Below are 25,646 nucleotides of genomic sequence, written 5' to 3' on the forward strand. Positions count from 1 at the left end.
CGATCGCCCACTGTTCGTCGCTGATCACATTCGTGCGGCGCCATACCGAATATGGTGCCGCACAGGCTTGGTCAGATCAGGGAGACATGCCCTGGTTCCCACTTGGTGTGGTGCGGCCCTCGACGCTGTCGAATCGGTGGCGCGTCACGATCGGGACTGCACGAAGCGGTCCAGGCAACGTTCGGCCACTGCGGTGATCGTCAGCGCCGGGTTGACCAGCGCCGTCGACCCGGGCAGGAGGGCGCCGTCGACGACGAAGAGGTTCGAGTACCCCTCGACCTTGCCCTCGAAGTCGCAAGCCTGCCCCATCACCGCGCCGCCGAGTCCGTGCCAGGTGCAGCCCGAGCCGAAGTCGCTCAGCCTTGTGTAGACCGGTATCCCGGTCGCGGGCGAACCCAGCCGAGTCTCGGTGCGCTCGTGGAAGCGGCCGGCGAAATTCCTACCACGCGCGTCGACGTCACTGTTCGCCTCGCCGAACGGGTAGTTGAGTTCGGCGCGGCCCGTCGCCGGGTTGTAGTCGACGCTGCCGCGTTCGTCGGTGATCACCTGGATCAGGTTGGCCATGGTGCCGCCACCGGCGACGTCCGGGAACGGCGAGGCCTCCCAGGAGATGGAGACCGGCCCGTCCGGGTTGTCGTCGTCGTACATAACGGCGACGCCCGGTCCGCCCTGCCTGGCACCGCAGTCGCGGCGCAACAGGACTCGCGACATCAGGAAATCGCCGTTGTTGCCGTATCCCTTGCCGACCTTGTCGTTCAGCCTGGTCAGGGTGCCCTTCGCCTTGGCGGTGGCCAACAGCGAGCTGGTGTAGAACGAGCCGGCGGCCATGAACACGAAGTCGGCGACGAACGTCTTGTGTTCGAGCACGGCGCCGGCCTCGTCGATCCGCTTGGCCGACACCTCGAAGCGGTCCTGCCCGGACACCTCGCGGATCTCGACCACCTCGTGCAACGGCAGGATGGTCACGTTTCCGGTGGCCTCGGCGGCAGGCAGGTAGTTGTGGTCGACGCTGTTCTTGGCGCCGGAGTTGCTGCCGTACGGGCCCTCGCCGATCGAGTAGGACGCGGGCCTGCGCCCCGCGAGCTCGCCGCGGACGACGTCCCAGTCCACGCAGAAGTCGTGCAGGACGGGTTCGCCGCCGAAGTCCTGGATGTAGTCCAGCCAGGCCCGCGCGCCCCGGTAGTTCGGATGAGCGAGCAGATCCGCCGGCAGCGGCGAGGTGCCCAGCATCTTCCGAGCCCGCGGGTAGTAGGTCCGATCCAGCTCGTCGTAGTCGATCTGGGCGGGGAAGACCCGGGTGAAGTCGTTGCGCCGAGGCTGCGGGGTGAACGCGCCGAACGCCAGTGAGCCGCCGCCGACCCCCGACCCGTACAGCGCGTCGATGCCGTTCCCCTTGACCCGGTCGATGAGGCCCGGGTAGCGGTCGATGTGCGTGAACTTGGTCAGCGGGTTGATCGGAGGCTGGTCGGCGAACCAGGCGGACCGGCGGTCCGGTTCGTTGATGGTGCAGAAGGTGTCGCCAGCCGGAGCGATGGGCCACCGACGACCGCGCTCGAGGACCGTGGTCTGCACACCGGCCTGGCCAAGGCGCAGTGCAGCGACCGCGCCCCCGAACCCACTGCCGACGACGATCGCGGTCTTACCGCGCAGCGCCGTCGGTGCAGCCCCGACCTGCGCGTTGGCCAACGGTCCGACGATGGATCCCGCGGCGATGGCTCCGAGGCTCAGGGCCGCCCCGCGAAGGACGGATCGTCGGCTGTGCGGGGCGCGTGCTGCAAACTCTGCTGTGGTCACGCGGTGGAAGATACGCGCCCACGGCCGGGCGGGGGCGCTGTCTCGCGATGAACGTGTCCGGCGGGATCACCGGGGATCGGTCACCGAATATGGTGCCGCACAGGCTTGGTCAGATTGGGGAGACATGCCCTAGTTGGCGTAGCCGTTGAGGGACGCCTTCAGGTCGTCGAGGATGCCGCGGGCGGCGACGACGCCGATGCCGGTCATCCAGATCTCGTCGTCGACCTTGAACACCCGCCTGTCCTTGACCGCGCCGAGGCTCTCCCACATGCCGCCCTCCATCACCTTCATGCCCTGCCCCTGGGCCTCGTCGCCGTAGAAGCTGACGTAGATGATGTCGCCCTCGGTCTTGGACAGCTGTTCCTCACTGATCTCGGCGAAGCGGCGGTCCTTGGCGCCCTCGAGGCGCTGGAACGGCGGGCGCTGCACGCCGGCATCGGCGAGCACCTGGCCGGAGAAGCTGTCCGGTCCGTAGATTCGGATGACGCCGGGCATGAATCGCACCACCGACGCCTGAGTCTCCGACGAGTTCAGTGACTTCCCGGTCTCGCCGGCCTCGGCCTGGTAGGCGTCGAGCGACTGGCGAGCGCTGGCCCCGCGGCCGAGTGCGGTGCCGTCGAGCGCCATGTTCGCCTTCCACGTGGTGCCCACATTCTCGGTGAACGTGGTCGGGGCGATGGCGCTGAGCTGCTGGTAGAGGTCGGGGGTGCGGAACTTCGAGCCCAGGATCAGGTCCGGGTGCAGCGTCGCGATCTTCTCGATGTCGGGCTGCTGCACGGTGCCGACCGGCTCCAGCCCGGCGATCTCGGGGCCCAGGTACTTCGGCTGCGACCCGACCGCACCGGTCACCGCGGCGCCGACCAGGCGGTCCTGCAGTCCGAGGGCGCAGACGGTGTCGAGCTTGTCCGTGTCGAGGACGACGATGCGCTGCGGGTCGGCGGGAACCTCGGTCTCGCCTGCGGCGTGCACGACCTTGCGGACGGTCCCGGTGACGCCCTCGGGATCGACGGGAGTGGTTGGGCCGCAGACATTCTCGGTCGCCCGAGCATTGCCGAGCACGCCCGCGCCCGCCACGCTGGTAGTGCTGCGCACGATGCTGCTCGCGGCGTTGTCGGTGGTGGACCCGCCGCAGCCGGCGAGCACCACCGCCGAGGCCGTGAGCAGGGCCGCTGGGGCGAGGCGGCGGATGAGCGCGGTCTTGCGCATGGGTGGATCCTCCTGACGAATGGGCGATTCGAGACTAGACGCGGTGCGGGTCGACCCCGAACGCCCCACGACGGCTCCCGAGTCAGTTAGGTAAGCGAAACCTTAGCAAATACTCCGGTGCCGATTCGTGGCCCTCCGGCGGCCGCGGCGCGCACCATGGAGGGCATGGCCGTCTCGATGCACAAGAGGGTGTTGCAGGACCTGGGCGAGCTTCGGTACCTGCCTACCGGGAAGCGGATCCGCGCTCGCAGTGGCGACCGGGTGGTGGCCGACTCCCTCGGCGCGGTGCTGGTGTGGGAGCCCCGCCGGGTGGTCCCGGTCTACGCGGTGCCGATCCGCGACGTGCAGGGCACGCTGTCCCCGGCCGCGGGCGGTGAGGGCAGGCAGATGCCGGTGTTCCTGGACGAGCAGACCGGCCCGGCGCTCGGCCCTGGTGTCGGTTTCGCCGCGCACACCTGCCACGGAACCGCGCTCGACATCGCCACCGACGACGAGGTGTACCAGGGTGCCGCGTTCCGGCCCGCGGACGAGGTGCTGTCCAGGCTGGTGCTGCTGGACTTCGAGGCGTTCGACTGGTGGGAGGAGGACGAGCCGATCCTCGGCCACCCGCGCGATCCTTTCCACCGGGTCGACGTTCGTCGCTCCTCGCGGAGGGTTCGCCTGGAGCTCGAGGGCCTGGTGCTCGCCGAGTCGGACCGACCGTCCGTGGTGTTCGAGACCCTGCTGCCGGTGACGCGCTTCTACCTGCCGCGCGAGGACGTCGGCGTTCCGCTGGTGCCCAGCGCGACCCGAACCTACTGCGCCTACAAGGGCGAGGCGTCGTACTACTCCGTCGACGGGTTCGGCGACGCCGGAACCGACATCGCGTGGAGCTACGAACGGCCGCTGCCGGACTGCCCGCAGATAGCCGGCCTGGTCGCCTTCTATCAAGAGCGACTCGACCTCGTCGTCGACGGCACGCCGATCGAACGTCCCCGTACTCCCTGGTCAGAGATGGGCTGACGGGGATACGCGACACGAAGTACGACAGTGGGTAGGACCGACTCCGCGGATCGTGGGGCGACGGTCTACGATTCCTCAGAGCGCAAGCCATGAGGACGTTCGCCTCGCTGCCCCGGGGCTGGATGTCCAGAGCGGAGCCTGCGGAGCGACCAAGGGCACATTCAGGAGGATCAGTGACTGCCGTAGCGCCCCAGCCAGTCCCCGAGATAGCGGCCAAGCGGCCCTACCCGGCGCGACTGGGACCCAAGGGCTCGTACATCTACAAGATGGTCACCACGACAGACCCCAAGGTGCTTGGGATCATGTACATGGTGACCGCGTTCGCGTTCTTCCTCATCGGCGGTCTGATGGCCCTGCTGATGCGTACGGAGCTCGCGGTCCCGGGCATGCAGTTCCTGTCGAACGAGCAGTTCAACCAGCTGTTCACCATGCACGGCACGATCATGCTGCTCATGTACGCGACGCCGATCGTGTTCGGCTTCGCGAACTACATCCTGCCGCTGCAGATCGGCGCCCCCGACGTCGCGTTCCCGCGGCTGAACGCGTTCAGCTACTGGCTGTACCTGTTCGGTTCCACCATCGCGACCGCCGGCTTCATCACCCCCGGTGGCGCGGCCGACTTCGGCTGGACCGCCTACAGCCCGCTCACGGACGCGGTGCACTCGCCCGGCGTCGGCGCGGACCTGTGGATCCTGGGCCTCGCGGTCAGCGGCCTCGGCACCATCCTCGGTGGCGTCAACATGATCACCACGGTGATCTGCCTGCGTGCCCCCGGCATGACCATGTTCCGGATGCCGATCTTCACCTGGAACATCCTGGTGACCAGCGTCCTGATCCTGCTCGCCTTCCCGCTGCTCACCGCGGCACTGCTCGGTGTGTTCGTGGACCGGCACCTCGGCGCGCACATCTTCGACCCGGCCAACGGTGGAGTCCTGCTCTGGCAGCACCTGTTCTGGTTCTTCGGTCACCCCGAGGTGTACATCATCGCGCTGCCGTTCTTCGGCATCGTCTCGGAGATCTTCCCGGTCTTCAGCCGCAAGCCTCTCTTCGGCTACAGCGGTCTGGTCTACGCCACGCTGGGTATCGCCGCCCTGTCGATCGCGGTGTGGGCGCACCACATGTACGCCACCGGCGCGGTGCTGCTGCCGTTCTTCTCCTTCATGACGTTCCTCATCGCGGTCCCGACCGGTGTGAAGTTCTTCAACTGGATCGGCACCATGTGGAAGGGGCAGGTGACCTTCGAGTCGCCGATGCTGTTCTCCGTCGGCTTCATCGTCACCTTCCTGTTCGGTGGCCTGTCCGGCGTGCTGCTCGCCAGCCCGCCGATCGACTTCCACGTCACCGACACCTACTTCGTCGTCGCGCACTTCCACTACGTGCTCTTCGGCACCATCGTGTTCGCGACCTACGCCGGCATCTACTTCTGGTTCCCGAAGATGACCGGGCGCCTGATGGACGAGCGCCTCGCGAAGTGGCACTTCTGGACCACCTTCATCGGCTTCCACACCACGTTCCTGGTCCAGCACTGGCTCGGTAACGAGGGCATGCCCCGTCGCTACGCCGACTACCTGCCCTCGGACGGGTTCACCACCCTGAACACCATCTCCACGATCGGCGCGTTCATCCTCGGTGCCTCGACGCTGCCGTTCCTGTGGAACGTCTTCAAGAGCTACCGCTACGGCGAGATCGTCACCGTGGACGACCCGTGGGGTTACGGCAACTCGCTCGAGTGGGCCACCTCCTGCCCGCCGCCGCGGCACAACTTCACCGAGCTGCCCCGGATCCGGTCGGAGCGCCCGGCGTTCGAGCTGCACTACCCGCACATGGTCGAGCGGATGCGCGCCGAGGCGCACGTCGGACCCGGCCACGGCGACAAGTCGGCGAAGGTGCTCGAGGACGCGCACTAGTCACAACCACACACAAGGCCCCGCCCGAGCTTCGGGCGGGGCCTTGCGTTTGGGAAATACTGTGGTTGGCACAATGGATCACGACCCCGCGGCGGCATTCGCGGGATGGAGGGAGTTCTCGGTGGGTTCAGGCACCACGGTCCTGGTCACGGTCACGGGACCGGACCGTCCCGGCGTCACCTCGGTTCTGCTCGCGGCGCTCGCGCGCCACGGTGTGAGCCTGCTCGACGTCGAGCAGGTGGTGATCCGGGGGCGCCTCACGCTCGGCGTGCTGGTGTCCTGCCCGTCGGACCCGGAGGCCCTGCAGGAGGCCCTCGAGGACGCGATGGCGACCGTCGGGATGTCGGTCGACGTCGAGATCGGGTCCGACGCCGGCGCCAAGCCCGCGCCGTCCACCCACGCCGTCGTCGTGCTCGGCAGCCCGGTGACCGCCCGCGCACTGCGGCAGATCGCCCGCGAACTGGCCAAGCAGGGCGCGAACATCGACTCCATCCGCGGCATCGCGGACTACCCGCTCACCGGGCTCGAGCTGATGGTGACCGCCGCCGACAGCGGAGCGGACGCCAACGGAGCCCTGCGCACCGCCCTCGCGGAGGTCGCGGTCGAGGAGAGCGTGGACATCGCCATCGAGCTCGCGGGCCTGGCCCGGCGAGCCAAGCGGCTCATCGTGTTCGACGTGGACTCCACGCTCGTGCAGGGTGAGGTCATCGAGATGCTCGCCGCCCGCGCGGGTAAGGAGGACGAGGTCCGTGCGGTCACCGAGTCGGCGATGCGCGGGGAGATCGACTTCGCCGAGTCGCTGCACCAGCGCGTCGCCGTGCTCGCCGGCCTCGACGCCTCCGTCATCGACGAGGTCGGCCGCGACCTCGAGCTGACCCCGGGTGCCCGCACCACCATTCGCACCCTGCGCCGGCTCGGCTTCCACTGCGGGGTCGTCTCCGGGGGTTTCCGTCAGGTCATCGAGGGGCTCGCGCACGACCTGGAGTTGGACTTCGTCGAGGCGAACACGCTCGAGGTGGTGGACGGCAAGCTCACCGGCCGTGTGATCGGCGCGGTCGTCGACCGGGCCGCGAAGGCGGTGGCGCTGCGCAAGTTCGCCGCCCAGGTCGGAGTGCCGATGGAGCAGACCGTCGCGGTCGGCGACGGCGCCAACGACATCGACATGCTCAATGCCGCGGGTCTCGGCGTGGCGTTCAACGCGAAGCCCGCCCTGCGAGAGGTCGCCGACACGGCCCTGTCCCACCCGTTCCTCGACGCGGTCCTCTTCGTGCTCGGCGTGACCCGGGACGAGGTCGAGGCGGCCGACGCAGCGGACGGTCTGGTACGTCGGGTCCCACTGTGACACAAGGGGTTCCGGAGACCCGGCCAGACGCCGGTTTCCGGGCCCGCCACGCGGTGCTGGCCGCCGGTTACGGCGACCGCCCGGATCCCGAGGACCCGTCGCTGGTGCTCGCGATGCCCCTGGTGCTGCACATCCCCAAGGCCGCCCCGCCCGCCCGCAGTGCCCTGCTGGCGGCCGCGGCGACGGCGACGGTCGCGCTCTGCCTCGACGAGCGGGTCGGTGCAGGCGAGGACGGCGAGCCCGGTCCGTGGAGCGCCGACTACCGTTCCTGGACCGGTGCGCGCATCCGCAAGGTCGCGCGACGGGCCCGGGGTGCGCAATGGCTGGCCGCGCAGGCGGTGGACGGGGTCACCGCCGACGTCGGCGGGGCGCAGGCACGTGCCCTGGTGCCGGGACCGGTCGGTGCGCTCGACCCCCGAATTCGCAAGCTGCAGATCGGCGGCACCGACCTCGACCACGACCGTCCCGACGATCCACACGACGGGACGGTCGTGCTGTGGGTCGACGGCTCGCTCGGCATGACCGTCGGCAAGGCCGCCGCGCAGGTCGGTCACGCCGCCATGATCCTGGCGGGCGCGATGACCGCCGAGCGGGCCTGGCTGTGGGCCCGCGACGGCTTCCGGTGCGCGGTGCGTGACGCCGACCCCGACCGGTGGTCGACGCTCGTCGGCGAGCTGGCGGCGGGTCGGGCGGTCGCGGTGCGCGACGCCGGCTTCACCGAGGTGGCGCCCGGGTCGACGACGGTGATCGCGCACGTCTGACGCGGGCAGGGGGCGGGCTTGGTAAAGAGCTGCGGATCGGCTTAAGGTGAGCGCGTCCAGCACGGGAGCCCTGGCGTCGTAGGGCTGAGAGGGAGCACGGCTGCTCCGACCGTCACACCTGATCCGGGTCATTCCGGCGTAGGGAGCAGCGCGATGTCTGTTGTGCGTTCACAACCCGGGGAGTCGTCCCCGGGTTCGGTTTCGGTCGAGTCCTCGGAGCCGTCCTTCACTCTCGACGAGAACCCCACTCGCACTCTGGGTCTCGGAGCCCAGGTCGGCCTGTGGGGGAATCTCGGCATCTCGCTGCTGCTCCCGGTCGCGGCGACCTACACCGTGCTGCAGGGACAGTCGTTGCTGGCGACCCTGCTCGCGGTGGTCGTCGGCGCGCTGATCGGTTCGACGCTGCTCGGTCTGACCGCGTCCGCCGGCGCATCCGTCGGCGCCCCCGCAATGGTGATGATGCGCGGGCTGCTCGGAAGCAAGCTGTCCGCCCTGCCGACGGTGCTGAACCTCGTCCAGTGTGTCGGCTGGGCGACTTTCGAGGTGTTCGTCATGGCGGAGGCCGCAGCCCGGCTGACGGGGTGGCAGCGCTGGCCGTTCGTGCTCGTGGCGGGCGTGCTCGCCACGCTGATGGCGTTGCGCCCGCTCAAGGTCGTGCACATCCTCGCCAGGTATGCCGTGTGGGCCGCGATCGGATCGACGGTGTACCTCCTGGTGAACGTGCTGATGAGGGACCTGCCCTCGCTCACCGACGGCAACTTCTCCGGATTCTGGACCAGCGTGGATCTGGTGATCGCGATGCCGATCTCCTGGGTGCCGCTGGCCGCCGACTATGCCAGGCACTCCCGCTCCCCGCGGGCCGCGTTCCTCGGCGCCACGATCGGATACGGCGGGGCGACCGTGGCGTTCTTCGCGCTCGGTGTGCTGGCCTTCGTGGCGTTCGGCCTCGAACCGGGATTCGACATCATCGGCAGTCTGCTCGTGCTCCCGCTCGCCGGTGTCGCGCTGCTGATCCTGGTCGCCGACGAGATGGACGAAGCGTTCGCGAACATCTACTCCACCGCGATCAGCGCGCAGAACCTGCGGCCCTCGCTGGACCGCCGGTACCTGGTCGTCGGGGTGGGCGCCGTCGCGACCCTGCTCGCGTTGAGCGTGGACGCCTACAGCTACGAGCCGTTCCTGTTCCTGATCGGTGCCGTGTTCGTGCCGCTGACCGCGACCTTCCTGGTCTCGTTCTACCTGATCAAGCGGGGTGTCTGGGACGTGTCCGAGTCGGCGCCCTCGCGGTGGGGGATGCTCGTGCCCTGGGCGGTCGGGTTCGTGGTGTACCAGCTCGTCACGCCGACCTACTTCACCGGATTCGGTGCGGGATGGACGCAATGGTGGACGAATCTGCAGTCCTCGCTGGGGATTCCGTCCGCCGGCTGGTCGGCGTCGCTGGCCTCGCTGATCGTGGCCGGCGTGCTGACCGCGGTGATCGGCCTCATCGGTGCCCGAAAGGCGGTGCGGGCGTGAGTCTCTCGACACGACTGCAGGAGCTCGGTCGGCCGCTGCTGGCGCAGCAGCTGGCGCATCCCACCGTGGCCGGGATCGCGCGCGGCGACCTCGACCCGGCGGTGTTCCGCAGCTGGCTCGAACAGGACTACCTGTACCTGCTCGACTACACCCGGGTGTTCACGCGGCTGGCCTGGCAGGCGCCCGACGGTCACCTCGGCTACCTGGTGGATCTCGCGCACTCGACCCTGCACGAGGAGCTGAGCCTGCACCGCGAGCTGTCCGAACCCTTTGGCGCGCGGTTCGACTCCGCGGTCAAGAGTCCGCAGTGCGAGGCCTACACGGGCTTCCTGCTCGACGCGGCGTCCGACTACGGTCGCGGGCTGGCGGCGTTGTTGCCGTGCATGTGGGGGTACTCGCAGCTCGGTATCGCGCTCGCGGAGCACCCGCCCGCCGATCCCCGCTACCGCCGCTGGGTGGACACCTACGCGGATCCGGGATTCGCGGCGCTCGCCGACCGGTGTGCGGCGATGCTCGACGAGGCGGACCCCGACCCGGCGGTCGCGGAGGCGGCCTTCATGTCGGCGATGCGCCACGAACTCGCGTTCTGGGACGCGCGATGAGCCGGGCCCGCGTACTGGTCGACGGCGAGGCCGAGCGCTGGCGGCGCCTGGCCGAGCACCCCTTCGTCCTGGCCACCGCCGACGGCACGCTCGCCGCCGAGTCGTTCGACCGCTGGCTGCTCGAGGACCACGCGTTCGTGGTGGAGTTCCGCCGTTTCCTCGCCGGCGTGCTGACCCTCGCACCCGACGAACGGTCCCGCGACGTCCTCGCAGGTGGGATCGCCGCTCTCACACCGGAACTCGGCCTCTTCCGCGACGAACTCGACGCCCGGGGACTCGACCGGGACGGGTACCGGCCCAGCCTCGGCTGCGCGTCGTACACCTCGTTCATGCTCGCCAGCCTGCACGACGGCTACGAGATCGCCTCGGCGGTGCTCTACGGCGTGGAGAAGGCGTACCTCGACGCGTGGACCACCGTCCGCGAGCGCGCCGCGGCCGCCGACTCGCGGTACCGCTCCTTCATCGACAACTGGAGCGCGCCGCCGTTCGCGGACTACGTCGCCGACCTCGGCGAGCTGCTGGGTGCGGGCGAGCCCACGCCGGCGCAGCGGGCGGCGTTCGGCCGGGTCGCCGAGTTCGAGGTGCAGTTCTGGGACGATCTGACGCGCTGACCCGCAAGTGCGGTCGGGCATGCCCGACACGCGGACGGCTCCCGTTGTGTGCGGGCGGCGCCGGTGAGAGAGGATGGCTGCCGTGCCCGAACCTGATCCCGATCTGCTCATCGATTTCGACGACGTGCTCATCCGCCGCGGCGGTGTCACCCTGGTCGGTCCCGTCACCTGGAAGGTGGAACTCGACGAGAGGTGGGTTGTGCTCGGGCCCAACGGCGCGGGCAAGACCTCGCTGCTGCGGATCGCGGCCGCCGAGGTGCACCCGACCTCCGGTCACGCGAACCTGCTCGGCGAGACGCTGGGACGCGTCGACGTCAGCGAACTGCGACCCCGGATCGGGCTGTCCTCGTCCGCGCTCGCGCACCGGGTGCCCGCCGACGAGGTCGTCAGCGATCTCGTCGTCTCGGCCGGCTACGCGGTGCTCGGACGCTGGCGCGAGCAGTACGAGGAGATGGACACCACGCGCGCCGTGGAGATGCTCGAGAGCCTCGGCGCCGAGCACCTGGCGGACCGCACCTACGGCACCCTGTCCGAGGGCGAACGTAAGCGGGTGCTCATCGCGCGCGCCCTGATGACCGATCCAGAACTCCTGCTGCTCGACGAGCCGGCCGCCGGTCTGGACCTCGGCGGCCGCGAGGAACTCGTCGCGCGACTGTCGGACCTGGCGGCCGATCCGGATGCGCCGGCCACCGTGCTGATCACCCACCACGTCGAGGAGATCCCGCCGGGCTTCACCCACGCGCTGCTGCTCAAGGAGGGGCAGGTGGTCGCGCAGGGCCTGATCGACGACGTGATCACCGCGGAGAACCTGACCGAGGCGTTCAGTCAGTCCATCGCCCTGGACCGGGTGGACGGACGGTTCTTCGCCAGGCGGGCGCGACTGCCCGGCCAGCACCGCCGCTGACCCCACTTCGGGATGGTTGTAACGTCCGACACATGGCCACATTCGAAGCACATCCCGAAGTTCCCCCGAAGGACGCCTCCACCGTCATCCTGGTGCGTGACTCCGCGTCCGGACCCGAGGTGTTCCTGCTCCGCCGTGTCGGCGGGATGGCCTTCGCCGGCGGGATGACCGTGTTCCCCGGCGGCGGCGTCGACCCGCAGGACGCCGAGGCCGCCGTCGCCTGGAGCGGGCCGCCGGTCTCGTGGTGGGCGGAGCGCTTCGGTGTCGACGAGGGCCGGGCGAAGGCGTTGGTCTGTGCGGCGGTGCGGGAGACCTTCGAGGAGTGCGGTGTCCTGCTGGCCGGGCCGACCGCGGACACCGTCGTCGCGGACACTGCCGGATATGCGCAGGCGCGCAAGCAGTTGGAGGCACGCGAGCTCTCGTTCAGCGAGTTCCTCGCGCGCGAGAACCTGGTGCTGCGCGCGGATCTGCTTCGGCCGTGGGCGAATTGGATCACCCCGATCGGTGAGGGCAGGCGCTACGACACCCGGTTCTTCGTGGCCGCGGCCCCCGCCGGTCAGGTCGCCGACGGCGAGACCTCGGAGGCAGCCGAGGTCACCTGGCAGACCCCGGAGCAGGCCGTCGCGGACTGGATCGAGGGCCGCGCGATGCTGCTCCCGCCGACCTGGAGCCAGCTGCGGTCGATCGGCGAATACGGAAGCGTTGCAGAGATTCTCGCCGCGCAGCCGGAGATCCCGGTGATCCTTCCGACGCTGTATCAGGAGGACGACGGCTCGTGGCGGGTGCGGTTCCCCGGCCAGGAGCCGTACTACGCCGCCGGGGCGCACCCCTGGGGCAAGCGGTAGCCTTCGCGCATGGCTGAGTTTGTGACTCTCGAGGTATCCGACGGCATCGGCACGATCCGGTTGGCCCGTCCGCCGATGAACGCCCTGAACCGACAGTTGCAGGAGGAGCTCCGGGCCGCGGCCCGCGAGGCGACCGTCAACTCGGAGGTCAAGGCCGTCGTCGTCTACGGCGGCGAGAAGGTGTTCGCGGCTGGTGCGGACATCAAGGAGATGGCGGAGATGTCCTTCGCCGAAATGGCTCCGATCGCGGGCGAACTGCAGTCGGCGCTCGGCTGCATCTCCGAGATCCCCAAGCCGACGGTCGCCGCGATCACCGGGTACGCCCTCGGCGGCGGCCTCGAGATCGCGCTCGGCGCGGACCGGCGAATCGCCGGCGACAACGCGAAGGTCGGTGTCCCCGAGGTGCTGCTCGGCGTGATCCCCGGCGGCGGCGGCACCCAGCGACTGGCCCGGCTGATCGGCCCGAGCAAGGCCAAGGACATGGTGTTCACGGGGCGGTTCGTCGGCGCCGAGGAGGCCCTGGCGATCGGTCTGATCGACGAGATGGTCGCCCCGGACGAGGTGTACAACGCGGCCCGGAAGTGGGCCTCGCAGTTCACCGGCGCCGCGAGCCGTGCGCTGGCCGCCGCGAAGGCCGCCATCGATCAGGGCCTCGACACCGATCTGGGCACGGGTCTGAAGATCGAGGCCCAGCAGTTCGCGCAGCTGTTCGCGACCGACGACCGGAAGATCGGCATGGAGTCCTTCGTCGCCAACGGCCCGGGTAAGGCGCAGTTCACGGGCAAGTAGCGGCCCTGAGTTCCGTGCGAAACTAGAACCTGTTCACACTCCTTACCACCTAGTAGGCTCTCACCCATGACTGCAAGCCCGAAGGACGGGATCGATCCCGCGCCGAACCCGCACGCCACGGCCGAAGAGGTCGAAGCCGCGCTCAAGGACACCAAGCTCGCCCAGGTCCTCTACCACGACTGGGAAGCCGAGACGTACGACGAGAAGTGGTCCATCTCGTACGACGAGCGCTGCATCGACTACGCCCGCGGCCGCTTCGACGCGGTGGCCGGCGACCAGCCGTTGCCCTACGAGCGCGCGCTCGAACTGGGCTGCGGCACCGGCTTCTTCCTGCTCAACCTGATGCAGGGCGGCGTCGCGAAGACGGGTTCGGTGACCGACCTGTCGCCCGGCATGGTCAAGGTGGCGCTGCGCAACGCGGAGGGCCTGGGGCTGCCGGTGGACGGTCGGGTCGCCGACGCGGAGACCATCCCGTACGAGGACGACACCTTCGACCTGGTCGTCGGTCACGCGGTCCTGCACCACATCCCGGACGTCGAGCAGTCGCTGCGCGAGGTGCTGCGGGTGCTCAAGCCGGGCGGCCGGTTCGTCTTCGCCGGCGAGCCGACCACCGTCGGCAACTTCTACGCCCGCTGGCTCGGTCGGATCACCTGGGAGACCACCACCCGGGTCACCAAGCTGCCGTTCCTGGCCGACTGGCGTCGCCCGCAGGCAGAGCTCGACGAGTCCTCCCGGGCCGCCGCGCTCGAGGCCGTCGTGGACCTGCACACCTTCGACCCGACCGACCTGGAGAACATGGCCAAGTCGGCGGGTGCGACCCAGGTGCACGCCGCCACCGAGGAGTTCGCGGCAGCGCTGCTCGGCTGGCCCGTGCGCACCTTCGAGGCCGCCGTGCCGCCGGAGAAGCTGGGCTGGGGCTGGGGCAAGTTCGCCTTCAACGGCTGGAAGACGCTGAGCTGGGTGGACGAGAAGGTCCTCAAGCACGTTGTCCCGCGTGGCTTCTTCTACAACGTGATGATCACCGGCGTGAAGCCCGAACCGAAGTAGTGGGATACGAGTTCACCCGGGAGGACGTCCGGTACCTGAGCTCCGCCGCCGACGACCTCGCCGAGGTGGACCGGCTCGAACTCTCCGCGCGCACGCACCTGGCCGACATCGGCCGGGTGCGTGCCCGTTTCGGCGACCGGACGGCAGCCCTGGTCGAGACGGTGCTGCTGCGCCGCCGCGCCGCCGCGAAGCTCGACGGTTCGGGCGACTGGCTGCTCACCGACGACGCGCTCCAGCAGGCCACGCCGACAGTGGTGGCCCGGCACCGGGCTCGGCGGGTCGCGGGTCGCGCCGTGCACGACGTGACCTGCTCGATCGGAGCCGAACTGTTCGCGCTGACCGGCGTCGCGGACGTGGTGGTCGGCAGCGACCTCGACCCGGTCCGGTTGGCGATGGCGGCCCGGAACGCGCCCGGCGCCACGGTGATTCGTGCCGACGCGCTGATCCCGTGCACCCGGGACACCGTCGTCCTCGCCGACCCGGCTCGGCGGTCGGGCGGCAAGCGCCGGCACGACCCGGCCGCGTTGCAGCCGCCCCTGCCGGACCTGCTCGACGCCTACCGCGGCCGTGACCTGTCGGTGAAGTGCGCCCCCGGCCTCGACTACGACGCGCTGGACTGGGACGGCGAGGTCGAGGTCGTCTCGCTCGACGGCGGCGTCCGTGAGGCGTGCCTGTGGTCGCCGGGTCTCGCGGGACCGGGGGTCCGCCGCCGCGCGACCGTGCTGCGCTCCGACGGCGGCGGCTGGGAGCTGACCGACGCCGAGCCCGACGACCTGCCCGAGCGCGAACCGGGTCGGTGGATCGTCGACCCGGACGGGGCGGTGGTCCGCGCCGGTCTGGTGCGGCACTACGCGGCCCGGCACGGCCTGTGGCAGCTGGATCCGCGGATCGCCTACCTCACCGGCGACACCGTGCCCGCGGGCGTGCGCGGATTCCGCGTCCTCGAGCAGCTCAAGTACACGGAGAAGGCGCTGCGTCAGGAGTTGGCGCGCCTCGACTGCGGAGTTGCGGAGATCCTGGTTCGAGGGGTCGACGTGGACCCGGCCGTCCTGCGGCCCAAGCTCAAGCTGCGCGGGTCGGCCTCGCTGAGCGTGGTCCTCACCCGCATCGGGCGGACGCCGGTCGCGTTCGTGTGCGAGGCCGGCGTCAGGGCTTGAGCACGAACAGCTCGCCGAGCAGGGTCGGGGTGAGCACCTCGCCGCCGGGGCCGATCGACGTGCCGACGGTGAACCCTGCCGCCCCAGGCAGCACGGTCTGACTCGCGGTCTCGCCGTTGCCGGTGTCGAACGCTAGCACCGCCAGGCCCGCCGTCCCGTCCCGCACGACGGTGAAGCCGGTCCCGCCCGCGGTCTGTGCGGGCACACCCAGCTGGAGCACGTCCTTGCGCTCCCACGCGAGCTCGGCGTGGTCGCCCTTGTCGCGCAAGGCGAGCAGGTGCCCGTCCCGGCCGCCGGCGGGGACGAGGAGCCCGTCCGCGGTCACCGACGGGCCGTCGGCGGCCACGTACCCGATGTCGTGGCTCCAGCGTGGCTTGCCGGTGCCGGTGTCGAGCGCCCACATCGTGCCCTTGGCGTCGTTGGCGTAGAGCGTGCTCCCGTCGGCGGACAGGGCCGGGCTGGAGGAGCTGCCCCCGGGCACCGCGGCGCTGGACCATTCCTCGGTGAGCGCGCCGTCGGCATAGCGCATCGCGACGATCTCCGACTGCGGACGGCCCGGACGCCAGACGTTGACGTAGAACCGGCTCGATCCCAGATCGACGGCGGGTGGGTGCGCGACCGGGCATTCGGGGGAGCCGAGGAAGCACTGGTCGAGGCCCTGCGCGGCGGGTGGCAGTGGCACGTCCTGGGCCTGGTCGGCGGTCGGCGCCGGAATCAGCTGGTAGGACGGCACGATTTCCTTGCCGGTCTGCGGGCTGAGCACCGACACGACGCCGAACTGGGTGACGAACAGGACGTTGCCGTCATCGGTGAACTGCGCCGACATCGGGGTACCGCTGACGACCGTGCGCCAGCGCAGCTGGCCGTGCTCGTTGAACGAATTCATCGCGCCGTCCTCGCCGATGTACACATTGGTGTCGTGATCGACGAGGGGAGTGGCGGCCGCGACGCCCGGACCGAGGCGGGTGCACCAGCGCTTGCGGCCGCTCTCGATCTCGAAGGAGTACAGGTTGCAGCCAGCCTCGCTGCGGGTGGTGACGAAGATCTGACCGCCGGCCGAGACGGAAGCCGCGGTGGCGGTCGGGGCCCCGAGGGGACGCGACCACGCGAAGGCCAGCGAACTCGATCCGGTGACGGGACTGGTGTCGCTGTTGCGGGCGTCGGCGTGCATCCCCGGCCAACCGCCGGTCGAGTAGATGCTGTCGACCTGCGAATCGCTGCTGCAGCCGCCGACGACCAGTGCCGAGATCGTCGCCAGCGACACTGCCGCCGACCGTAGGACACGCCGCATTCGATACTCCTCGTGTGGATTTCGCTCGATGCACACTATCTGGACGGCGGCATCGCCCTCGGCACCCGCCCCGGGGAGGGGTTGACGGCCGTGCGCCCGGTGAGCGTGCAATCGCGATATCTCAATTCGTGGAAATCTCGCGAATGTAATTTCGGCTCAATAACGGTAACGATACGTGACGTTACGAATCCGCAATTGGTGGACATTCGATCCTGAAAAGCAGTCCGTTGAATGAATAATGCAAATTCGACGCTCAATTGTGTTCAAATACGGATATGGGACGGCGGCAGAGCGACTCCACACGTCACACCGCGCACGAGGTGCGTTCCCCCTCGGTGCCCAGCAGCGAGGAGGGGTACCTGCTGGGGTCGCCCGCAGCAGGCGTCTACATCGTGCTCGCCCTCGTCATCGGCGGCGCGACCCTGATCGGGGCGATGACCGCGTCGCTGCTCGCGGTCGGAGTCGTTCTCGTCGGCGCACTCGGCGCCGCGCTGCTGCTCGGCGGGACGGGGTGGCGCGGAGGTCACGGCGGGATGGGGCGCGGCGGACTTCGCTGGCACTGATACGTAGGCTGTCGACCCATGACCAGCATGTGGGGCGCACCGTTGCGCACGAGGTGGCGTGGATCCCGTCGAACCGACAGCGAGCAGGCCCGATTCCTGACCCGTGACTCGCTGCGTTGGGTGATCGCGAACAAGGCGTACACACCGTGGTACCTCGTCCGGTACTACCGGCTCGCGAAGTTCAAGCTGGCGAACCCGCACGTGATCCTGCGGGGCATGGTCTTCCTGGGCAAGCGCGTCGAGATCCACTCCACGCCGGGGCTTTCCCGGCTCGAGATCGGTCGCTGGGTGCACATCGGGGACGGCAACGCGATCCGCTGCCACGAGGGGTCGCTGCGCATCGGCGACAAGGTGGTCTTCGGCAAGGACAACGTCGTCAACACCTACCTCGACATCGAGATCGGCGCCTCGACGCTGGTGGCGGACTGGTGCTACATCTGCGACTTCGACCATCGGATGGACGACGTCAACACCCCCATCAAGGACCAGGGCATCGTCAAGGGCCCGGTCCGGATCGGTCCCGACACCTGGATCGCGGCGAAGGTGACGGTGCTGCGGAACACCAAGATCGGCCGTGGCTGCGTGCTCGGCGCGCACGCGGTGGTCAAGGGGGAGGTGCCCGACTACAGCATCGCGGTCGGGGCACCCGCCAAGGTCGTCAAGAACCGCAAGGAGGCCTGGGAGGCGGGCGCCGCGGACCGGGCCAAGTACATCGCCGCGCTCGAGGACATCGCGCGCAAGAAGGCCGCAGCCGCGGGCTGAGGCGCTGCGCGCCCGTGCGCGGTTGAGGAGTCCATGCACTCGTCAACCGCGCACGGGCGGCGGAGCCGCCTACCGGCCCGGGAGCGGGCGGAGCGGGATGTCGGGGCGGGCGAGCGGGTGCCGCACGCGACGCTTGGCGCTCAGGTACACCTGGGCGGTGTCCCGTGCGACCTGGTGCCAGTCGAAGTCGGACGTCAGTCGCTCCCGCGCCGCGGCCGCGCGGCGCTGCGCAGCGGCCGGGTCGTCGAGCACCTCGCGCACCGCGGAGGTCAGCCCGTCGACGTCGCCCGGCTGGAACGACATGCCGGTGACGCCGTCGACGACCGCCTCGCCGAGGCCGCCCGCCGTCGAGGTGACCAGTGGCGTCCCGGAGGCCGCCGCCTCGAGCGCGATGATGCCGAACGGCTCGTACCGGCTCGGCAGCACGATGGCGTCCGCTCCGTGCAGCCACCCGAGCAGTTCCGTGTGGTCGAGCGAGCCGAGGAAACTCACCGATCGGACCACCCGGTGCGTGCGGGCCTGCTCGCGCAGCCACTCGTACTGGGTGCCCTCGCCCGCGATGGCGAGCGTGGTGCCCGGATGGCTGCGCCGGATCCGGGGCAGCGCCGCGATGATGTCCTGCACGCCCTTCTCGTACTCGAGCCTGCCGACGAACAGCAGTCGCGGCGGGCCGGACCGCGGGGCCCGCTCGCGGTAGTTCCAGGTCGCGACGTCGATCCCGTTGCGGATCACCGTGATCGGCGCCAACTGCGCGCCGTACAGCTCGGTGACCTCGTCCTCCATCGACGCCGAGCAGGTGATGATGGAGTCGGACTCGTTCGCCAGCCACCACTCCACCGAGTGCACCTGACGGTTGATGGTCCCGGAGATCCAGCCGCTGTGCCTGCCCGCCTCCGTCGCGTGCAGGGTCGACACCAGCGGCACGTCGTAGAACTCGGCGAGCGCGATCGCCGGGTGCGCGACCAGCCAGTCGTGCGCGTGCACGACGTCGGGCCGCCAGCCCTCGCCGAGTCCCGGCTTCGCGAGACCGACGCCGGCCCGGACCATCGCGTGCCCCATCGCCAGGGTCCACGCCAGCATGTCCTCGCCGAAGACGAAGTGCGCGGGGTCCTCGGCGACCGCGACCACGAGCACCCCCTCGGCGACGTGCGTGATCGTCGGATGGGTGGACGCGTCGGTGCCCGTGGGGCGGCGCGAGAGCACCACCACCTCGTGCCCGGCCGCGGCCAGTTCGGTGGCCAGGTGGTGGACGTGCCTGCCGAGTCCGCCGACGACCACCGGCGGGTACTCCCAGGAGACGATCAGGACCTTCATTGGGCACTCCCGGTTCATGTCGAACTCTCGGCGTCGTCGGGCAGGCGTCGCGCGTCGAGGCCAGGGAAGAGCCCGTCGGCCAGGTGCCACCCGTCGGCGAGGCGCTGGGCCCGCTCGCTCTGCCCGGACGCGACGGCCTCGGCGATCTCGCGGGTGGCGTGGGCGTGCTTGTGCGCGCGTTCGCGCGCGTAGCCGGCGGCGGAGTCCTTGCTCACCATGAACGCCCAGTCGCTCTGCACGGTCATGATCGCCTCGCGCAGGATCTGGTCGTTGACCCGGTCGCGTAGTTCGGGCCTGCCGGGGGCGCGCTGCGAGCCGCGGGCCTTGTCGACGGTGTCGAGCGCGGTCTGGACCACCTCGGAGTTGAGCTGCACCAGGTCGGAGACCTGGTCACCCGCCCACACCCGCCAGTCCTTGCCGCTGCCCCAGGAGGAGTCGGTCAGCTGGACGGGCTCGCCGACGTACCCCTTGGCGCGGGCCTGGGACAGGGTGCCGACCTCGATGCCCGCTTCGGGCAGCGCGCGCAGCACCTTCTCGAGCCACTGCGGACCCTCGAACCACCAGTGCCCGAACAGTTCGGTGTCGAACGCCGCGACGACCAGGGCGGGCCGCCCGATCCGGTCGCGTTCGGCGCGGATCCGGTTCTTGACGGTGTCGACGAAGTCCTGGACGTGCCGATCGACCGCGGCCGCGGCGAGTTCGGGGTCGTACGGGGCCTTGTTCGCGGAGTCGACCGTGCGCCCCGTCACCCGGGACGGCTTGAGGCCGGTGTCGTGGTCGTAGGTGTGGAAGTCGCGGTAGGCGCCGTGGCCCGGGTAGCCGGACTTCGGGGACCAGACCCGGTACGAGACCTGGAGGTCCCGGCCGAAGGCCACCACGTCGGACTCGCGCACCGGCCGCCCCAGGGAGGAGTCGCCGCGCAGCGACGGACCGTCCACCATGAAGTGGGTGACGCCCGCGGCCTGGTATTCGCGTTCCATTCCGGGGGTGTAGCCGCACTCGGGTGCCCAGATTCCGGAAGGCTTTGTGCCCCAACGGGATCGGGCGTCCGCCAGGCCCTCGGCCAGCTGGAACCGGCGCAGGCGCGGATGCAGGAGGGGCTGGAACGGGTGGGCGAGCGGGCCGCCGAGCAGTTCGATGGTGTCGGCGTCGACGAGGCGGCGCAGCACCGGCGAACCGCCGTGTGCCCACAGCTCCTCGAACTCGGTGAGCGCCTGAGCGGACAGCCGATGTTCGCGGGCCCCGAGGTCGCGGCGCGGCTGGTCGGGCATCAGTGCGGCCTCGTGGGCGCGCAGCTGCCAGTTGCCGAGCCAGTGGTGCATGCCGGCCAGGCAGTGCGGGTCGTCGAGCATCGCTGCGAGCACCGGCGTGATCCCGAGCGTGAGCAGGTTCTGCCGGCCCTCGTCGGCGAGGGTGCGCAGGACCCGGGTCAGCGGCAGGTACGACGCCGCCCAGGACTGGTAGAGCCATTCCTCGCCGACCGGCCACCTGCCGTGGTTGGCCAGCCAGGGCAGGTGCGAGTGCAGGACCAGGCAGAACATGCCCGATTCCTGCCGTGCGGATGCGTTGCTCATGGCAGGGGCTTCCTGGCGATCGCGACGAGGTCCAGGCTCGCGTCGATGTCGGGTTCGACCAGGGCGAAGTCGTCGACGGTGATCGACTCGACGTCTCGGACGAGGTCGGCGGGCCATGGCTCACCCGCGAGGGCGCGGTCGATCTGGGCGTCGATGAACGACCCGCCGTGCTCGGCGTCGAGCTCGCGCAGCCGGGGACCGTGGTGCACGCCGGTCATGAGGTCGACGACGAACCCCGCCTGCTCGAGCAGTTCGGTCAGCTCGGCCGCGTTGAGCTCGCGGGTGTGGAACGGGTTGAGCGGGGTGTCGCGGCCGGGGGAGAAGGTGATCCGGTTGGGGGTGCTGATGAGCAACTCGCCGCCGGGGGTGAGTACTCGGTAGCACTCCGCGAGGAACTGGGCCTGGTCCCAGAGATGCTCGATCACCTGGAAGTTGACCACGGTCCCGACGCCGGCGTCCTCGATCGGGAGGTCGGCGAGGTTGCCCTGGCGCATGTCGATGCGCGGGTAACGGGCGCGCACGTGCTCGACCGCGGAGGTGTCGTAGTCGAGGCCGATCACCCTCTCGGCTACATCGGCAATCATGTTGGCGCCGTAGCCTTCTCCGGATCCGGCCTCGAGGACGACGCGTCCGGCGCAGCGCGGAAGGAGCTGCTGGTAGACCACCTCGTGACGGCGGAACCAGTAGTTCTCCTCGGGCACGCCGGGGACGGTGCGCTCGCCGGTCAGCGGCAGGGTCGCGTCGGCCGAAGTCGGCACTGATGGGTTACTCACCGGTTCGAGATTAGTGCCACGTGTTCTATTCGGTGGCGGGGTGGTCCACATCACAGGCGTGAATGCCCCTTCTGGCCGTTATGGTGGACGAGATTCGACCTAAGTTACCAGCGGGTAACTTAGTGTGGGGTAATGTCACGCACGGTCATCGTGCGAACAGATGAATACGCCGAGCTCGGCCCATCCGGCGCCGCTCGCTGAGAAGACAGACACAGGAGGTCGACGAAGACCCATGACGAACATCGTCGTTTTGATCAAGCAGGTCCCCGATACCTGGTCCGAGCGCAAGCTCACCGATGGTGACTTCACGCTCGACCGCGAGGCCGCCGACGCCGTGCTCGACGAGATCAACGAGCGCGCGGTCGAGGAGGCGCTGCTCATCAAGGAGGCCCAGGGCGGCGAGGTCATCGTGCTGTCGGCCGGTCCCGACCGTGCCACCGACGCCATCCGCAAGGCGCTGTCCATGGGCACCGACAAGGCCGTCCACGTCAACGACCCGGCCCTGCACGGATCCGACGCCATCCAGACCGGCTGGACGCTGGCCGCCGCTCTCGGCCAGATCAGCTTCGAGAACGGTGAGGCCGCGGACCTGGTCATCGCCGGCAACGAGGCCACCGACGGTCGCGTCGGCGCCGTGCCCGCCATCATCGCCGAGTACCTGGGCATTCCTCAGCTCACCCAGCTGCGCAAGCTGACCATCGCCGACGGCAAGGCCACCGGCGAGCGCGAGACCGACGAGGGCATCTTCGGCCTCGAGGCCTCGCTGCCGGCCATCGTCTCGGTCACCGAGAAGATCAACGAGCCCCGCTTCCCGTCCTTCAAGGGCATCATGGCCGCGAAGAAGAAGGAAGTTCTGGTCCTCACCCTCGCCGACCTCGGCGTCGACCCGGAGACCGTGGGCGTCGCGAACGCGGGCACCACCGTCACCTCCTCGACCCCCAAGCCCCCGCGTACCGCTGGCGAGCGCGTCACCGACGAGGGCGACGGCGGCACCAAGATCGCCGCCTACCTCGTCGGCCAGAAGATCATCTGACCGCGCCCCTCAACCAGCAGACACACACGTAGGAGAGAAGTAAGCCATGGCAGAAGTACTCGTGCTCGTCGAGCACAACGAGGGTGCGCTCAAGAAGGTCAGCACCGAGCTCATCACCGCAGCCCGTGCTCTCGGTGAGCCGGCCGCCGTCGTCGCCGGCCCGGCCGGCACCGCGGCCAAGCTCGCCGACGCGCTCGCCGCGGCAGGCGCCGCCAAGATCTACGTCGCCGAGTCCGACGACATCGACGGCTACCTGATCACCCCCAAGGTCGACGTCCTCGCCTCGCTCGTCGAGACCGCGAGCCCGGCCGCCGTCATCACCGCCGCCAGCACCGAGGGCAAGGAGGTGTCCGGCCGCCTTGCCGCGCGGATCGGTTCCGGTCTGCTCTCCGACGTCATCGAGGTCAAGGCGGACGGCACCGGCGTGCACTCCATCTTCGGTGGCGCGTTCACCGTCGAGGCCAAGGCCAACGGCGAGGTCCCGGTCATCTCGGTTCGTCCGGGTGCCGTCGAGGCCCTGCCGCAGGCCGGTGCCGCCGAGCAGGTCACCGTCGAGGTGCCGGCTCAGGACGAGAGCGCCGTCAAGGTGACCTCGCGTCAGCCGATCGTCGGCGGCGACCGCCCCGAGCTCACCGAGGCGTCCGTCGTCGTCTCCGGTGGTCGCGGCGTCGGCTCGGCCGACAAGTTCTCGGTCGTCGAGGAGCTCGCGGACTCGCTCGGTGCCGCCGTCGGTGCCTCGCGTGCCGCCGTCGACTCGGGCTACTACCCGGGCCAGTTCCAGGTCGGTCAGACCGGCAAGACGGTCTCCCCGCAGCTGTACATCGCGCTCGGCATCTCCGGCGCCATCCAGCACCGGGCCGGCATGCAGACCTCGAAGACCATCGTCGCGGTCAACAAGGACGAAGAGGCCCCGATCTTCGAGATCGCGGACTACGGCGTCGTGGGCGATCTCTTCAACGTCGCACCGCAGCTCACCGAGGCCGTGAAGGCTCACAAGGGCTGATCTCGCGCCATCCCTCGGCGGCCCCGTTCCCTCCTGGGAGCGGGGCCGCTGTCGTTGCACTCCCCGCGTTCGGGTCCGGGATCGTTCACCGAACCGCCGCCGACGTGTCATTGCGCTGACGCCGGCCGGCATCCCGGGTGCCCGACGCTTCGTTGCGTGACCCCCACAGAGGTTCTCGCCCCGGCCCGGTTCGACACGCTCACGACCCCGCGCTACACCCTGCTGCTGTCCTCCGATCGTGAACATCGGACGGCGGCCCAGCGACTCCGCTACCAGGTCTTCGCGGCCGAACCGGGCTTCGAGTCCGCGGTCCGCGAGATCACCGACGGCCGCGACGCCGATCGCTTCGACGAGCACTGCGACCACCTGCTGGTGCGCGACGAGCTGACGGACGAGGTGGTGGGCTGCTACCGGATGCTCACCCCGGACGCCGCGACCGCGGCGGGCGGCCTGTACACCGCCACCGAGTTCGACGTCAGCGCCCTCGACCCGCTCCGGCCGGGACTGGTCGAGATGGGACGAGCCTGCGTGCACCCCGAGCATCGCACCGGATCGGTGCTCGGACTGATGTGGGCCGGCATCCTGAACTACCTCGATCTCACCGGCTACCGCTGGGCGATGGGCTGCGTGTCGGTGCCGATGCGCGCACACCCCGGCGACGTGCCCGGCGCCAACGTTCGCGCCGTCCGCGACACGCTGCTCGACGGGCACGCGACCGGCACGGACCGCCGCGTGCACCCGATCAGACCGGTGCCGGACCTGGACTCGACGTGTCCCGACGCGCCGGCGAGCCTGCCGCCGCTTTTGCGCGGCTACCTGCGGCTCGGCGCGAAGATCTGCGGGCAGCCCGCGCACGACCCCGACTTCGGTGTCGCGGACTTCGTCGCGCTGCTCGGGATGGACGAGGCCGACGAGCGGTACCTGAGCAGGCTGCGATCGATCGCGGCGCGGGTTCCGGTGATCACCCGATGAACCACCAGTGGATGCCGTCGAGTCCGTGCGGCGACGGCTGCGTGCTCGCAGACTCCGAGCGGGCTGGGTCGCTCCGCGTCGCAGGACGGTACGCGATGCTCGCCGCCATGGTGGTGACGCTGCCGGTCCTGCTGGCGGGCGGGCTCCTGCCCGGACGGTGGCGGCGGACGGTGCAGAGGGGCTACGCGCGAGCGGCGCTGCGCGGGATTGGCCTGCGGATGCGCGTGCGCGACGACAGCGGCGCCGAGTGGCCCCTCGGCCGCGGCGTCCTGGTGGTGGCCGGGCACGTGTCCTGGACCGACGTGCTGGTCCTCAGCGCCCTCGAACCCGCGGACTTCGTGGCCAGGGCCGACCTGCTGGAGTGGCCGATGCTCGGCACGCTCGCACGACGCATGCGGGTCATCCCGATCGACCGCGGCCGGCTGAGCGAACTGCCCGGTGCGGTGGACGAGGCGGCCGAGCGGATGCGAGGGGGGACCCGGGTGGTGGCCTTCCCCGAGGGCACCACGTGGTGCGGCCGGGCCTACGGCAGATTGCGGCCCGCGATGTTCCAGTCCGCGATCGACGCGGGAGCGCCGGTGGCCCCGGTCGGTGTCCGGTACTGCCGCGCCGACGGCGAACTCGACACCGCGGTCTGCTTCGTCGGCGACCAGACCATGGCGGGTTCGCTGCGCCGGATCGTGCGGTTGCGCCGGGTCAACGTCGAGGTCCGGTTGGCCCCGCTGCAGGAACCGGGTACCGACCGCCGTGAACTGGCGGCACGCTGCGAGGCGCAGGTCCGGGCGCTGGTCGGTGACGACACGGCTGCGCACGAGATGTTCGAACGGTCCATGGCGGGGCGCGCAGCCCTCGCATCCTGACGCGCCTACCAGCGCAGTC

24 protein-coding genes and 1 riboswitch are annotated in these 25,646 nt (G+C 70.0%); of the genes, 18 read left to right on the forward strand and 6 right to left on the reverse strand.

Annotation, left to right across the window (positions count from 1 at the left end):
* Nucleotides 1–144 precede the first annotated feature (144 nt).
* Both ACFVH2_RS04870 and ACFVH2_RS04875 read right to left on the reverse strand, forming a co-directional pair.
* Entirely contained in the window at nt 145–1,794 is a 1,650-nt protein-coding gene (locus ACFVH2_RS04870) for a GMC oxidoreductase (protein ID WP_378422823.1), read from the reverse strand.
* 129 nt (nt 1,795–1,923) lie between these two features.
* Entirely contained in the window at nt 1,924–3,000 is a 1,077-nt protein-coding gene (locus ACFVH2_RS04875) for an ABC transporter substrate-binding protein (protein ID WP_378422825.1), read from the reverse strand.
* A 165-nt stretch (nt 3,001–3,165) separates the two neighbouring features.
* Between ACFVH2_RS04875 and ACFVH2_RS04880 the strand changes: the two genes are divergently transcribed.
* The 12 genes from ACFVH2_RS04880 (at nt 3,166) to ACFVH2_RS04935 (ending at nt 15,482) form a co-directional block, all read left to right on the forward strand.
* On the forward strand, nt 3,166–4,002 hold the full coding sequence (locus ACFVH2_RS04880; RefSeq protein ID WP_378423179.1) for a DUF427 domain-containing protein: 837 nt from the start codon (nt 3,166–3,168) through the stop codon (nt 4,000–4,002).
* A gap of 173 nt (nt 4,003–4,175) precedes the next feature.
* Nucleotides 4,176–5,909: a cytochrome c oxidase subunit I gene (gene ctaD, locus ACFVH2_RS04885; protein ID WP_378422827.1), complete on the forward strand. Its 1,734-nt coding sequence runs from the start codon at nt 4,176–4,178 to the stop codon at nt 5,907–5,909.
* A 121-nt stretch (nt 5,910–6,030) separates the two neighbouring features.
* A complete protein-coding gene (gene serB, locus ACFVH2_RS04890; protein WP_378422829.1) occupies nt 6,031–7,251 on the forward strand; it encodes a phosphoserine phosphatase SerB in 1,221 nt (406 codons plus the stop codon).
* On the forward strand, nt 7,248–8,012 hold the full coding sequence (locus tag ACFVH2_RS04895; RefSeq protein WP_378422831.1) for a peptidyl-tRNA hydrolase: 765 nt from the start codon (nt 7,248–7,250) through the stop codon (nt 8,010–8,012). The genes serB and ACFVH2_RS04895 overlap by 4 nt, the downstream gene beginning before the upstream one ends.
* Nucleotides 8,013–8,063: 51 nt before the next feature.
* Nucleotides 8,064–8,174: riboswitch (TPP riboswitch) on the forward strand.
* Complete coding sequence (locus ACFVH2_RS04900; RefSeq protein ID WP_378422833.1) at nt 8,166–9,527, forward strand: purine-cytosine permease family protein; 1,362 nt, start codon at nt 8,166–8,168, stop codon at nt 9,525–9,527. (Overlaps the previous riboswitch by 9 nt.)
* Nucleotides 9,524–10,129 (forward strand): TenA family protein, encoded by a 606-nt coding sequence (locus ACFVH2_RS04905; RefSeq protein ID WP_378422835.1) that lies wholly within the window; start codon nt 9,524–9,526, stop codon nt 10,127–10,129. The genes ACFVH2_RS04900 and ACFVH2_RS04905 overlap by 4 nt, the downstream gene beginning before the upstream one ends.
* On the forward strand, nt 10,126–10,740 hold the full coding sequence (locus tag ACFVH2_RS04910; protein ID WP_378422837.1) for a hypothetical protein: 615 nt from the start codon (nt 10,126–10,128) through the stop codon (nt 10,738–10,740). Before ACFVH2_RS04905 ends, ACFVH2_RS04910 begins: the two co-directional genes overlap by 4 nt.
* 73 nt (nt 10,741–10,813) lie before the next feature.
* Nucleotides 10,814–11,644, forward strand: a complete 831-nt coding sequence (locus tag ACFVH2_RS04915) for an ABC transporter ATP-binding protein (RefSeq protein WP_378422839.1) — start codon at nt 10,814–10,816, stop codon at nt 11,642–11,644.
* Between the two features lie 32 nt (nt 11,645–11,676).
* The gene (locus tag ACFVH2_RS04920) at nt 11,677–12,489 is read left to right on the forward strand and encodes an NUDIX hydrolase (RefSeq protein ID WP_378422841.1); all 813 of its coding nucleotides are present in this window, start codon (nt 11,677–11,679) and stop codon (nt 12,487–12,489) included.
* 9 nt (nt 12,490–12,498) lie between these two features.
* Complete coding sequence (locus ACFVH2_RS04925; protein ID WP_378422843.1) at nt 12,499–13,278, forward strand: enoyl-CoA hydratase/isomerase family protein; 780 nt, start codon at nt 12,499–12,501, stop codon at nt 13,276–13,278.
* A gap of 66 nt (nt 13,279–13,344) precedes the next feature.
* A complete protein-coding gene (locus ACFVH2_RS04930; protein ID WP_378422845.1) occupies nt 13,345–14,325 on the forward strand; it encodes a class I SAM-dependent methyltransferase in 981 nt (326 codons plus the stop codon).
* The gene (locus tag ACFVH2_RS04935; protein ID WP_378422847.1) at nt 14,325–15,482 is read left to right on the forward strand and encodes a class I SAM-dependent methyltransferase; all 1,158 of its coding nucleotides are present in this window, start codon (nt 14,325–14,327) and stop codon (nt 15,480–15,482) included. Before ACFVH2_RS04930 ends, ACFVH2_RS04935 begins: the two co-directional genes overlap by 1 nt.
* Here ACFVH2_RS04935 and ACFVH2_RS04940 read toward each other — a convergent pair.
* Nucleotides 15,472–16,773 carry a PQQ-binding-like beta-propeller repeat protein gene (locus tag ACFVH2_RS04940; RefSeq protein WP_378422849.1) on the reverse strand — a complete coding sequence of 434 codons (1,302 nt, stop codon included), beginning with the start codon at nt 16,771–16,773 and terminating at the stop codon, nt 15,472–15,474. The two genes, ACFVH2_RS04935 and ACFVH2_RS04940, sit on opposite strands and share 11 nt — an antisense overlap.
* Nucleotides 16,774–17,108: 335 nt before the next feature.
* Here ACFVH2_RS04940 and ACFVH2_RS04945 point away from each other — a divergent pair, with 335 nt between their 5' ends.
* Together ACFVH2_RS04945 and ACFVH2_RS04950 are read left to right on the forward strand one after the other, a co-directional pair.
* Nucleotides 17,109–17,336 (forward strand): hypothetical protein, encoded by a 228-nt coding sequence (locus ACFVH2_RS04945; RefSeq protein WP_378422851.1) that lies wholly within the window; start codon nt 17,109–17,111, stop codon nt 17,334–17,336.
* Nucleotides 17,337–17,354: 18 nt separating this feature from the next.
* Nucleotides 17,355–18,098 carry an acyltransferase gene (locus ACFVH2_RS04950; RefSeq protein WP_378422853.1) on the forward strand — a complete coding sequence of 248 codons (744 nt, stop codon included), beginning with the start codon at nt 17,355–17,357 and terminating at the stop codon, nt 18,096–18,098.
* A 69-nt stretch (nt 18,099–18,167) separates the two neighbouring features.
* Here the strand turns inward: ACFVH2_RS04950 and ACFVH2_RS04955 are convergent, their stop codons facing one another.
* From ACFVH2_RS04955 to ACFVH2_RS04965, 3 genes are read right to left on the reverse strand one after another with little or no spacing between them, the layout of a single operon-like run.
* Nucleotides 18,168–19,412 (reverse strand): glycosyltransferase family 4 protein, encoded by a 1,245-nt coding sequence (locus ACFVH2_RS04955; RefSeq protein WP_378422855.1) that lies wholly within the window; start codon nt 19,410–19,412, stop codon nt 18,168–18,170.
* 14 nt (nt 19,413–19,426) lie between these two features.
* Complete coding sequence (locus ACFVH2_RS04960) at nt 19,427–20,986, reverse strand: 1,4-alpha-glucan branching protein domain-containing protein (RefSeq protein ID WP_378422857.1); 1,560 nt, start codon at nt 20,984–20,986, stop codon at nt 19,427–19,429.
* The gene (locus ACFVH2_RS04965) at nt 20,983–21,813 is read right to left on the reverse strand and encodes a class I SAM-dependent methyltransferase (protein WP_378422859.1); all 831 of its coding nucleotides are present in this window, start codon (nt 21,811–21,813) and stop codon (nt 20,983–20,985) included. The genes ACFVH2_RS04960 and ACFVH2_RS04965 overlap by 4 nt, the downstream gene beginning before the upstream one ends.
* Nucleotides 21,814–21,991: 178 nt before the next feature.
* On the opposite strand from ACFVH2_RS04965, the gene ACFVH2_RS04970 reads away from it, so the two are divergent.
* The 4 genes from ACFVH2_RS04970 (at nt 21,992) to ACFVH2_RS04985 (ending at nt 25,627) form a co-directional block, all read left to right on the forward strand.
* Complete coding sequence (locus ACFVH2_RS04970; RefSeq protein WP_378422861.1) at nt 21,992–22,792, forward strand: electron transfer flavoprotein subunit beta/FixA family protein; 801 nt, start codon at nt 21,992–21,994, stop codon at nt 22,790–22,792.
* A gap of 46 nt (nt 22,793–22,838) precedes the next feature.
* Entirely contained in the window at nt 22,839–23,795 is a 957-nt protein-coding gene (locus ACFVH2_RS04975; RefSeq protein ID WP_378422863.1) for an electron transfer flavoprotein subunit alpha/FixB family protein, read from the forward strand.
* A 156-nt stretch (nt 23,796–23,951) separates the two neighbouring features.
* A complete protein-coding gene (locus tag ACFVH2_RS04980) occupies nt 23,952–24,767 on the forward strand; it encodes a GNAT family N-acetyltransferase (RefSeq protein ID WP_378422865.1) in 816 nt (271 codons plus the stop codon).
* Nucleotides 24,764–25,627 carry a lysophospholipid acyltransferase family protein gene (locus tag ACFVH2_RS04985; protein ID WP_378422867.1) on the forward strand — a complete coding sequence of 288 codons (864 nt, stop codon included), beginning with the start codon at nt 24,764–24,766 and terminating at the stop codon, nt 25,625–25,627. The genes ACFVH2_RS04980 and ACFVH2_RS04985 overlap by 4 nt, the downstream gene beginning before the upstream one ends.
* Nucleotides 25,628–25,646: the final 19 nt, after the last annotated feature.

The sequence above is a fragment of the Rhodococcus sp. NPDC127527 genome (assembly GCF_042672245.1).
Lineage (GTDB): Bacteria > Actinomycetota > Actinomycetes > Mycobacteriales > Mycobacteriaceae > Rhodococcus_G.

Excerpts from the sequence above, each read along its gene's own strand:
- ACFVH2_RS04875 (WP_378422825.1), bottom strand. The coding sequence starts at position 3,000 with ATGCGCAAGACCGCGCTCATCCGCCGCCTCGCCCCAGCGGCCCTGCTC.
- ACFVH2_RS04880 (WP_378423179.1), top strand. The coding sequence starts at position 3,166 with ATGGCCGTCTCGATGCACAAGAGGGTGTTGCAGGACCTGGGCGAGCTT.
- ACFVH2_RS04900 (WP_378422833.1), top strand. The coding sequence starts at position 8,166 with ATGTCTGTTGTGCGTTCACAACCCGGGGAGTCGTCCCCGGGTTCGGTT.
- ACFVH2_RS04910 (WP_378422837.1), top strand. The coding sequence starts at position 10,126 with ATGAGCCGGGCCCGCGTACTGGTCGACGGCGAGGCCGAGCGCTGGCGG.
- ACFVH2_RS04915 (WP_378422839.1), top strand. The coding sequence starts at position 10,814 with ATGGCTGCCGTGCCCGAACCTGATCCCGATCTGCTCATCGATTTCGAC.
- ACFVH2_RS04920 (WP_378422841.1), top strand. The coding sequence starts at position 11,677 with ATGGCCACATTCGAAGCACATCCCGAAGTTCCCCCGAAGGACGCCTCC.
- ACFVH2_RS04925 (WP_378422843.1), top strand. The coding sequence starts at position 12,499 with ATGGCTGAGTTTGTGACTCTCGAGGTATCCGACGGCATCGGCACGATC.
- ACFVH2_RS04930 (WP_378422845.1), top strand. The coding sequence starts at position 13,345 with ATGACTGCAAGCCCGAAGGACGGGATCGATCCCGCGCCGAACCCGCAC.
- ACFVH2_RS04940 (WP_378422849.1), bottom strand. The coding sequence starts at position 16,773 with ATGCGGCGTGTCCTACGGTCGGCGGCAGTGTCGCTGGCGACGATCTCG.
- ACFVH2_RS04950 (WP_378422853.1), top strand. The coding sequence starts at position 17,355 with ATGACCAGCATGTGGGGCGCACCGTTGCGCACGAGGTGGCGTGGATCC.
- ACFVH2_RS04955 (WP_378422855.1), bottom strand. The coding sequence starts at position 19,412 with ATGAAGGTCCTGATCGTCTCCTGGGAGTACCCGCCGGTGGTCGTCGGC.
- ACFVH2_RS04960 (WP_378422857.1), bottom strand. The coding sequence starts at position 20,986 with ATGAGCAACGCATCCGCACGGCAGGAATCGGGCATGTTCTGCCTGGTC.
- ACFVH2_RS04970 (WP_378422861.1), top strand. The coding sequence starts at position 21,992 with ATGACGAACATCGTCGTTTTGATCAAGCAGGTCCCCGATACCTGGTCC.
- ACFVH2_RS04975 (WP_378422863.1), top strand. The coding sequence starts at position 22,839 with ATGGCAGAAGTACTCGTGCTCGTCGAGCACAACGAGGGTGCGCTCAAG.
- ACFVH2_RS04985 (WP_378422867.1), top strand. The coding sequence starts at position 24,764 with ATGAACCACCAGTGGATGCCGTCGAGTCCGTGCGGCGACGGCTGCGTG.